The following is a 9,491-nucleotide window of genomic DNA, read 5'->3' on the forward strand; positions in this document are numbered from 1 at the left end:
AACACGTTGCCGGGCATTTCACTGGGGATATATACAGAATTGCAGAGGATTATAACAATGCTGTCAGCGAAGCCAACCGCGAAATCTCAATATGGGGCAATAAGCGCGCGTCGCGGATTTTCATCAGATTGCCTTCGCGCAGGTTAATCCAGCAGGATTGCATCCCGCAGCGCACCGATCCCGCCACGTCCGTGGTGAGGTCATCACCGACATGCAGGATCTCATGCAGCGGCAGGGCGAGCTGGCGCGCCGCCAGGTGGTACATGTCCTCATAGGGCTTGGCGCGGCCATGCGGCCCTGAACGCAGCACGAACTGGAAATAGTCATTCAGCCCGAAAGCGGCCGGGTCAGCGTTGCCGTTGGTCACCGCCACCAGCGGCCAGCGGGCGGCCAGCGCCGCCAGGGTGTCGTGCGTCTCCTGCGGCACCTCAATTTTGCTGCGCCATTCGGCAAAGTGCGCCATCGCCTCGTCTGCGCCCTGTGAGGCCTGGGCCTCGCTCAGCCCCAGCCGGGTCAACCCGAGGTGCACCGCACGCCAGCGCCACTGGGTGACGTCGTGGTAAATCTCCGGCTCCTGCCGGCGCAATTCGGCGCGCAACTGCTGGAAGTGGCCGGACTCCACCTCCGCCAGCAGCGGATGGTAACCGCGCAGGAAGTTCATCGACTCCAGCTCGGTACGGCGGATCACCGGCGCGTTGTCATACAGCGTGTCATCCAGATCGAAAGTAAGGGCCGAGATGGTCTGTAACGGGCGGTAGACAATCATCAGGATTTTCCTCGTTTGGCTCGCGGGTGCGCGGCATCATACACCGATGCCAGATGCTGGAAGTCGAGGTGGGTATAGATCTGGGTGGTGGAGAGGTTGGCGTGGCCCAGCAGCTCCTGCACCGCCCGCAGATCGCCGCTCGACTCCAGCATATGCGTGGCGAAAGAGTGGCGCAGTTTATGCGGGTGGATATGGCTGTTCACCCCTTGCTTGATGCCCCACTCGGCAAAGCGTTTCTGCACGTTGCGCGCCGAGATACGTTTCCCCTGTTTTGACAGGAACAGCGCATCATCCGAGGGGCCGAACTGGTCGCGCAGCGCCAGCCACTTCTCCAGCCACTGCAAGGCGGTGCTGCCGATTGGCACTTTGCGCTCTTTGCTGCCTTTGCCCAGCACCCACACCTCGCCGCCTGCGCGGTCAACATGGCGGCAGTCGATGCCCACGGTTTCCGCCAGACGCAGCCCGGCCCCGTACATGATCTCCAGCATCGCCCGGTCGCGCACCGCCAGCGGGTCGTTGACGTCGATGGAGAGCAGCTTGTCTACCTCATCGACATCCATGTTTTTCGGCAGGTGGCGCGGCGCGCGCGGCGTGGAGATGCCCTTGGCCGGGTTGGCCGGCAACGCGCCCTGGCTGACCATCCAGTCCAGGAAGCTGCGCAACGCGGACATCCTTAACGCCAGGCCGGCCGCTTTCAGGCCGCTGCGTTTGCTGTTGGCGGCGAGTGATCGCACCCGCGCCGGGTCAAGCTGCGGCCACGCCTGCACCCCGGCTTTAGCGGCCATCGCCGCCAGCAGGGTGAGTTCACGCTGGTAATTTTTAATGGTCAGCGGGCTGAGCTGCCGTTCGTTTTTCAAAAAACGCAGAAAGTGTTCTACCGGCTCACTGAGCGCCGGGAACAGGGCGTCACCCGCTGAACCGGTCATGCGCGTTCCACCCAGCGCGCCAGCAGGCCGGGCAACATGCGCGCCAGCTGGTCGAGCATCACGGTGCCCATGCCGTTGTGGTAGTGGTGCGGGTCACGGCTGCTGAAGATCAGCATCCCCAGCTCGCCCTGCCTGCCCATCAGCGAAAGCGCCACCGAACCGACCTGCTTCGCCTGCGGCAACAGCAGCAGCAGCTCCGGGCCGGTGAGGCTGCCGAGGAAGTGGTTATCCTCGCCCATGCGGGGAATGCGGAACGACTCGAACGTCATGCGCGGCAGGCCAAGGTGGGTAAAGTGCGACGGCGCGCCGAGCTTCCAGCTTTCGGTGAAAAGGCGCACATGCGCCCCGGCCAGCCCGAGGCTGCGCGCCCAGCGGTGCAGGCGGTCGAGCATATCCTGCAAGCTCTCCGCCCCGGCCAGATCGGCCTGGAGCTGGATCAGGCGGTTGAACAGGCTTTCGTTCACCGTGGCCTGCTCCATCAGCAGCGTGATCTCCTCTTCCAGCCGCCCGATCTGGTTACGCTGGCGCGCAAGCTGCCACTCCACCAGCGACACCGAGCCGCGCACCGGATGCGGGACGCGCATTTGCTCCACGCGGCGCGCATTGCGGATAAAGAAATCAGGATGTTCCAGCAGATAGTGCAGTACCCGCTCGTCGTTAAGGTCCGCGACGGCGGCCGCCTGATCGTCAACATTACTCATAAATGAATGAATCCATCATAAACATGGGTGGCCGGCCCGGTCATGAACAGCGGGTGGCCCGGCCCTTTCCAGCGGATGTTGAGGTTGCCGCCCGGCAGCTCCACCAGCACGCTCTCGGTGAGCAGCTCCTGCAGAATGCCGACCGCCGCCGCCGCGCAGGCACCGCTGCCGCAGGCCTGGGTTTCCCCGGCTCCGCGCTCAAACACGCGCAGCTTGATGTGATCACGGCTCACCACCTGCATAAACCCGACGTTCACACGCTCCGGGAAGCGGTCGTGGCTTTCCAGCACCGGCCCCAGCGTTTCCACGTCGGCGGTGAGCACATCCTCGACCTGCAGCACGCAGTGCGGGTTACCCATCGACACCACACCGCACAGGATCGTCCTCTCCGCGGCGCGCAGGATGTAGGTTTTTTCCGCTTTGGCGGCGCGGAACGGCACCCCTTGCGGCTCGAAATTCGGTTCACCCATGTTTACGCAGACATCATCATTTTCCGTCACGCTCAGCACCATGCGGCCGGTCTGGGTACTGACGCGGATGTCGCGTTTGTTGGTCAGCCCTTTGAGGCGGACAAAGCGGGCAAAACAGCGTGCGCCGTTGCCGCACTGGGCCACTTCACTGCCGTCCGCATTGAAGATACGGTAATGAAAATCCAGTTCCGGGTCGTAGGGCGGTTCGACGATCAACAGCTGGTCAAAACCGACGCCGGTATGGCGGTCGGCCAGCCGCCGGATCAGCTCGGGTGAGAAATAGACGTTCTGTGTTACGGCATCGACAACCATGAAGTCGTTGCCCAGCCCATGCATTTTGGAGAACTGCATATCATACTCCGCTTACTGCCGGCGAATTCCGGACGCCGGGTGCCCGGGCAGGCCGCGCCTGCCGTGGTTCACCCTGTTACATACCGGCAGACGATGAGGTGCTCTGCGTACCGGACGAGGATTGTTGGTTTTTCTGCACGTCACCGGAGTCAGACGGTGCGGTAGAGACCTTCGGCTTGTCCGCCGGGGGGAAGTAGAGCGGGCCTTTCAGGCCACAGCCGGAAAGACTCAGCAATGCCACCGCCGCCAGCGCCCAGCGTAATTCTTTTTTCATTCGATTGATGCCTGTGTTTCGTGCGTCCAAGCTCTCTATAATCGCAGGTGGATCATGAAAAGCAATAGGAATTGCATCCGGCCCGCGGCATTGCCGTTACCGGCGCGCCATAAAAAAGGGCCCGGCAAGCCGGACCCTTTTTTCCACCCGCGGCAGCCCTTAATGCAACTGGTAAAACTGCTTCAGCGACTGCGGCAACGCGTCGTTGTTTACCGCCAGGTTCAGCGCCGACAGCGCCTTGCTGCGGAACGGGATCACCTGTTTGCGGCCGTCCAGTACCACGATCTGGTAGAACTGCGGCAGGTTGAAGTTGATAAAGCTGGAGCCGTAGGTGAAGCGGTCATGGGAGGAGGAGTAGAAGCGGCTCACATCTTTGACCAGCTCCTCTTTGCTGCCTTCACAATGGTGGAACACCTCTACCCGGTTCGACTCATCCAGAATATAGATGTTGAAGCCGCGGTCGTCCGGCGAGTCCTCGAAGAAGAACTGGATAATCCCCTCGCTGGCGTAGCCGTCCACCACCGCCGGCAGATGCACCTGATCTGACTCCATCTTCACCGACAGGCCGTGCAGCTTGTTGTTGGAGATGGCACCGTAAAACTCCACGGCATTTTCCAGCTTCTGCACCGACACGCTCAGGCGCTCAAAGAACAGCCCCCAGGTCTGGCCGGAGACGCGCACCGCCTTGAAGCGGCCCGGGTCCTGCCGGGTGCTGGAGAGGCGCAGCTCAATGCACTCGGAAACCAGCTGTTGCAGGCGGGTGCGGATCAGCCCGCGCAGATGCTGGCTGTAGCAGAAGACCTCGACCGACTCCGGCGGCGCGGCATCCTGGTGCATTTTGCCGAGGATGGTTTTCAGCGCTTCCAGCACCGCCTGTTCGCCGCTGAAATGCAGCGTGCGCACCTCATTCCAGGAGTTGCGGTAGAGCAGGTCGATGCTGCCCACCAGGCACTGCTGCTGCTGGCCGAAGCTGAACACGTCGAGCTTGCGGAAGTCAAAATGCACCACCTGGTTGCGGAACGCTGCGGTCGGGTCATGCTCCAGATTGACGATAATCGCCAGATGGCGGATTTCACACGGGCTGTAGAGCGCTTTCGGCGTCGGGGCCGGCAGGCGCAGCGGGAAGTGGTGCGACACATCCGCCACCAGCTCCTGCAGTTTGGCCATATCACACAGACTGCCGCCTTTGATATGCAGCCGGGTGCGCGGCGTCAGCAGGCCGTTGAAGTAGGCCCAGGCCACCAGCTTGTTCAGGTAGCGGTTATACTCCAGCGGCTGATGGCTGATGATGGAGTCCATCGACGGCGCCTGGTTATAGAGGTACCAGCCGGTACGGTTGGCCCGGCCCACCGGCACATGGATAAAGGTCAGATCGTTTTCTGACAGGTCCGGCGAAATCTGCGGGTTGACCAGCGTCACTTTCCCCGGCAGCGCCTCAAAAGCGGCGTAGAGTTTGCGGGTCAGCACGCCGATGTCCTGCGGGCTGGCGCTGACGCTTAGATTGTTGCGGCGGGCGAAACGGATCAGGTTGCGGTAACTCTGCATCATCGCATCCAGCAGTTCGTTATGCGCCTCGCGCACCCGGCCGATTTTCCAGTTGTTGCGGTTGTCCAGAATCGCCAGCTTCTCGCTGCTCCAGCCCCACTCCTGCACCAGCTGCACCAGGATTTCACGCCGCCAGCCCACACACTCGCGCCCCTGTGACAGCTTTTCGCACACTTTCAGGTAGAAGCAGCGGCGCACCAGGTCGAGGCGGGTCTCATCCTCAATCGCCGTCAGGTAACGGGTCACGCGGTCGAGCATCATACAGTAGGCGTCCAGCCCGAAGGAGACGATCTCCCCGCCGTGCAGGCGGCGTTTGATGTCCATCGCCAGCAGCTGGGTCTCCGGGTACTCCCAGGAGTAGGCCTCCAGCAGCAGGGTTTTCAGCACCGCTTTGTAAGGCGAGTCGATACTTTTATAGAGCTGCCACAGGCTGGCACCAAAGTACTCCTCCGCCGACAGCGTGCTCAGGCCGCCGAGATCCAGCCACTCATTGGGCGTCAGCGCGCCCTGCGCATAGAGCGACATGACGTAGTCATCATAGTTGCCCTCTTCCTCGCACGGCACCATGTTCCACAGGATGCGCTTGCCGGCCAGCCGTACCGCACTGCGGTAGAACTCATCCAGCAGCAGAATATGTTGGGTGGAGCCGCAATCTTCGCCGCCCAGGTTGCCGCTCTCGTTGTGGCGGAAGCGGTTCTCATCAATTAAGAAGAAGCTGACTTCAACGCCCAGATCGGCGGCCCAGGCTTCCAGCAGGCTGCATTTCTGTTGCAGGCGCTGGCGCTCTTCCGGGTCAAGCCAGGACTGGTGGCAGACCCAGATGTCGAGGTCTGAGCTGTCGCTCTGGCCGATCGAGGAGGTGCTGCCCATGGTATAGAGGGCGGTAACCGGCAATTCGCCGTGGGGGGTCTTATCCAGGGGTTTGCCGATTTTTTCTTCTATATCAGCAAGATAACGAGATTGCTTTTCATCAGGCGTGAACAGGCAGATGCCGCACGGAACGCTGCCTTCAAGGTAGCCGGGCATCAGAGGATGGTGGTAATGCAATAAGATCGGCAGCAGACTGTAGACCTGTTGGAAAACCGGCCCGGTGGCCGCCAGGGCGCGATCGACACGCAGTTGGTTGATCGCATCCAGTCTCTGCTTGAGTGTCTCAATGTAGAGGTACAAGACGTTTCGCCTGATTTATCCCAGTGTCTTTGAAAATCCCCGTTTTCCACACCTGTCTCTGTTTTAGACGAATAATTGACAGGCAATTGCTGGAAACGTGATCAATTTAACACCTTGCTGATTGACCGTAAAGAAAGTATAGCACCAGACTTATTCTGGTCCCTTTGTATACTCTTCTCCACCCGCCATGTCATGTAAAACCTGTTGGGCGCGCCGTTCTGACCGACCTCTTCCCGGCAAGCCGGGGCTTCTTCCGCTGACAGCTTTCCCCGGTAGATGGTAGGATGTGGGCGAAATCGTAAAACGGTAACAAGCATGTTAGACAAAATTATCCGGATTGCCACCCGTCAAAGTCCGCTGGCCCTGTGGCAGGCCCACTACGTGCAACACCGCCTGGAGGCAGCCCACCCCGGCCTGCGCGTCGAGCTGGTGCCGATGGTGACACGCGGCGACATTATTCTTGATACGCCGCTGGCCAAAGTCGGCGGCAAAGGGCTGTTCGTCAAAGAGCTGGAGCTGGCGCTGTTGGAGAACCGGGCGGACATCGCCGTGCATTCGATGAAAGATGTGCCGGTCGATTTCCCCGAAGGGCTGGGGCTGGTGACCATCTGCGAGCGTGATGACCCGCGTGACGCCTTTGTCTCCCCGAATTTTGAAAGCCTGGCGCACCTGCCGCCGGGCAGCGTGGTCGGCACCTCGAGCCTGCGCCGCCAGTGCCAGCTGCGTGAAATGCGCCCGGATCTGGTGATCCGTGACCTGCGCGGCAACGTCGGCACCCGGCTCAGCAAGCTCGACAAGGGCGAGTATGACGCCATCATCCTGGCCGTGGCCGGGCTGAAGCGCCTGGGGCTGGAGTCCCGCATCCGCAATGCCATCTCACCGGAAGAGTGTTTGCCGGCAGTGGGCCAGGGGGCGGTGGGCATTGAGTGCCGCCTGGATGACAGCGTCACCCGCGCCCTGCTGGCACCGCTGAACCACACGGAAACGGACATCCGCGTGCGGGCTGAACGCGCAATGAACACCCGCCTTGAAGGCGGCTGCCAGGTGCCGATCGGCAGTTACGCGGTGCTGGAGGGCGATCGCCTCTGGCTGCGGGCGCTGGTCGGCGCACCGGACGGCAGTGAAATTGTACGCGGTGAGCGCTACGGCAGCGCGGCAGAGGCTGAGCAGATGGGCATCGACCTCGCCGAGGAGCTGCTCTCCCGCGGCGCGCGCGAGATCCTCGCCGAGGTCTACCAGGGGAACCCGCCTGCATGACCATTCTGGTGACCCGCCCTTCCCCGTCAGGCGAACAGTTGGTCAGCCGGTTACGCCAGCTTGGCCTGGCCGCGTATCACGCGCCGCTGATTGCGTTCACCCCGGGGCGGGACGTGGCCACCCTGCCGGATCGCCTTGCCGCTCTGGCACCGGGCGATCTGGTGTTTGTTTTGTCGCAGCATGTGGTGGATTACGCCCACCGCGCCCTGACCCTCCGCAAGGCGGCCTGGCCCGCGCACCTTCACTATTATGCCATCGGCCGGACCACCGGCCTGAAACTCCATACCCTGACCAGCCTGCCGGTAACCTACCCACCGGGCAGCGAAACCAGCGAAACCCTGCTCTGCCTGCCTGACCTGCAACAGGTCACCGGCAAACAGGCGCTGATCCTGCGCGGCAACGGCGGCCGGGAGCTGCTGGCTGAGACCCTGGCGGAACGCGGGGCCGACGTCAGCTATTGCGAATGCTACCAGCGCAGCCCCATCCACTATGACGGCAGTGAGCAGAGCGCCCACTGGCAACGGATGGGCGTCAGCAGGCTGGTGGTCACCAGCGGTGAAATGTTACAACAGCTCTATACTTTAGTTCCTGATTACTATCGGACTTCATGGTTGCTGCGCTGCAACCTGATAGTGGTAAGTGAACGCCTGGCAACACTGGCGCGCCGGCTTGGCTGGCAGGATGTCCGTGTTGCTGACAATGCCGATAATGACGCGCTGATCCGCGCGCTACAATAACCTGACTATGGGATGTGCCAACATGACGGAACAAAAAACCCCATCCGCGCCGGTAGATGAGATCACGCCAGCGGTGGAGACACCCCTCCAGCCAGATGCTGAACCCCGCAAGGCGCACCGCACTGGGCTGGTGCTGGGTGCCGTGGCCATTGCGCTGGCCCTCGCCCTGAGCGCCGGCCTTTACTACCACGGGCAGCAGCAGGCCAGGGCGCAGTTGGCAGAGAACCAGGCCCTGCGCACGCAGTTAACCGCATTGCAGCAGAGCCAGCAGCAGGATAAACAGCAGCAGAGCACACTGCTGCAACAGCAGGCCGGTGCGCTGCAAAATGCCGGTCAGCAACAGGCGGCGCTGGCGCGCCAGCTGAATGAGTTGCAGGAGAAGGTCGCGACCATTTCCGGCAGTGATGCCAAAACCTGGCTGCTGGCGCAGGCTGATTTTCTGGTCAAACTCGCCGGGCGCAAGCTCTGGAGCGATCAGGACGTCACCACCGCGGCAGCCCTGCTGAAAAGCGCTGACGCCAGCCTGGCGGACATGAATGACCCGAGCCTGCTGGAGGCGCGCCGCGCAATTACCGAAGACGTCAGCGCGCTGTCGGTGGTGTCGCAGGTCGATTTCGACGGCATCATTCTGAAAGTGAACCAGCTCTCCAATCAGGTCGATAACCTGCGCCTGGCCGATGACAACACCGATGATTCGCCGATGGACGAAGACAGCAGCGAGCTGTCTGCGTCGCTGGCCGAGTGGCGGCAGAACCTGACCAAAAGCTGGCACAACTTTATGGATGACTTCATCACCATCCGCCGCCGTGACACCAGCGCCGAGCCGCTGCTGGCCCCAAATCAGGATGTTTACCTGCGTGAAAACATCCGCTCGCGTCTGTTAGTGGCCGCCCAGGCGGTGCCGCGCCATCAGAACGAAGTGTACAAACAGTCGCTGGAGACGGTCTCCGGCTGGGTGCGCTCTTACTTTGATGCCAATGACCCGGCCACCAAGGCCTTCCTGGACGATCTGGATAACCTGAGCCAGCAATCTATTTCGATGGATGTGCCTGCGGAACTGAAGAGCCAGCCGATGCTGGAAAAACTGATGCAGACGCGCGTCCGTAACCTGCTGGCGCAAGCGCCGGCTTCCGCCAATCAGGAGGGCTAAAACATGATTCGTGTTTTGGTGCTGTTCCTTATCCTGATTGCCGGCATCGTCGTCGGGCCGCTGCTGGCGGGCCACCAGGGCTACGTGCTGATCCAGACCGACAACTACAACATTGAGACCAGCGTAACCGGGCTGGTGATCATG

At 61.6% G+C, this 9,491-nt stretch carries 9 protein-coding genes and 1 pseudogene; 4 read left to right on the forward strand and 6 right to left on the reverse strand.

Annotated elements, in window-relative coordinates; all coding sequences use genetic code 11:
• Positions 1 to 49: 49 nt before the first annotated feature.
• The 6 genes from yigB to CYR32_RS18465 form a co-directional block, all read right to left on the reverse strand.
• Positions 50 to 766, reverse strand: a complete 717-nt coding sequence (yigB, locus tag CYR32_RS18440) for a 5-amino-6-(5-phospho-D-ribitylamino)uracil phosphatase YigB (RefSeq protein ID WP_101826613.1) — start codon at positions 764 to 766, stop codon at positions 50 to 52.
• Complete coding sequence (gene xerC / locus CYR32_RS18445) at positions 766 to 1,692, reverse strand: tyrosine recombinase XerC (RefSeq protein WP_101826614.1); 927 nt, start codon at positions 1,690 to 1,692, stop codon at positions 766 to 768. Before xerC ends, yigB begins: the two co-directional genes overlap by 1 nt.
• Positions 1,689 to 2,393: a DUF484 domain-containing protein gene (locus CYR32_RS18450; protein ID WP_101826615.1), complete on the reverse strand. Its 705-nt coding sequence runs from the start codon at positions 2,391 to 2,393 to the stop codon at positions 1,689 to 1,691. The genes xerC and CYR32_RS18450 overlap by 4 nt, the downstream gene beginning before the upstream one ends.
• On the reverse strand, positions 2,390 to 3,214 hold the full coding sequence (dapF, locus tag CYR32_RS18455) for a diaminopimelate epimerase (protein WP_101826616.1): 825 nt from the start codon (positions 3,212 to 3,214) through the stop codon (positions 2,390 to 2,392). The genes CYR32_RS18450 and dapF overlap by 4 nt, the downstream gene beginning before the upstream one ends.
• Positions 3,215 to 3,290: 76 nt before the next feature.
• Complete coding sequence (gene lptM, locus CYR32_RS18460) at positions 3,291 to 3,488, reverse strand: LPS translocon maturation chaperone LptM (protein WP_101826617.1); 198 nt, start codon at positions 3,486 to 3,488, stop codon at positions 3,291 to 3,293.
• 159 nt (positions 3,489 to 3,647) lie between these two features.
• Entirely contained in the window at positions 3,648 to 6,203 is a 2,556-nt protein-coding gene (locus CYR32_RS18465) for a class I adenylate cyclase (protein WP_101826618.1), read from the reverse strand.
• A gap of 315 nt (positions 6,204 to 6,518) precedes the next feature.
• Between CYR32_RS18465 and hemC the strand changes: the two genes are divergently transcribed.
• From hemC to CYR32_RS18485, 4 genes and pseudogenes are all read left to right on the forward strand, one after another.
• Positions 6,519 to 7,460, forward strand: coding sequence for a hydroxymethylbilane synthase (gene hemC, locus CYR32_RS18470; RefSeq protein WP_101826619.1), 942 nt, complete (start codon positions 6,519 to 6,521; stop codon positions 7,458 to 7,460).
• A complete protein-coding gene (gene hemD, locus CYR32_RS18475; RefSeq protein ID WP_101826620.1) occupies positions 7,457 to 8,197 on the forward strand; it encodes a uroporphyrinogen-III synthase in 741 nt (246 codons plus the stop codon). Before hemC ends, hemD begins: the two co-directional genes overlap by 4 nt.
• Before the next feature lie 22 nt (positions 8,198 to 8,219).
• Positions 8,220 to 9,347 (forward strand): uroporphyrinogen-III C-methyltransferase, encoded by a 1,128-nt coding sequence (hemX, locus tag CYR32_RS18480; RefSeq protein WP_101826621.1) that lies wholly within the window; start codon positions 8,220 to 8,222, stop codon positions 9,345 to 9,347.
• Positions 9,348 to 9,350: 3 nt separating this feature from the next.
• Positions 9,351 to 9,491 (forward strand): annotated as a pseudogene (locus tag CYR32_RS18485) (protoheme IX biogenesis protein HemY); the annotation flags it as partial.

It is taken from the genome of Chimaeribacter coloradensis (assembly GCF_002858715.1).
Classification (GTDB): domain Bacteria; phylum Pseudomonadota; class Gammaproteobacteria; order Enterobacterales; family Enterobacteriaceae; genus Chimaeribacter; species Chimaeribacter coloradensis.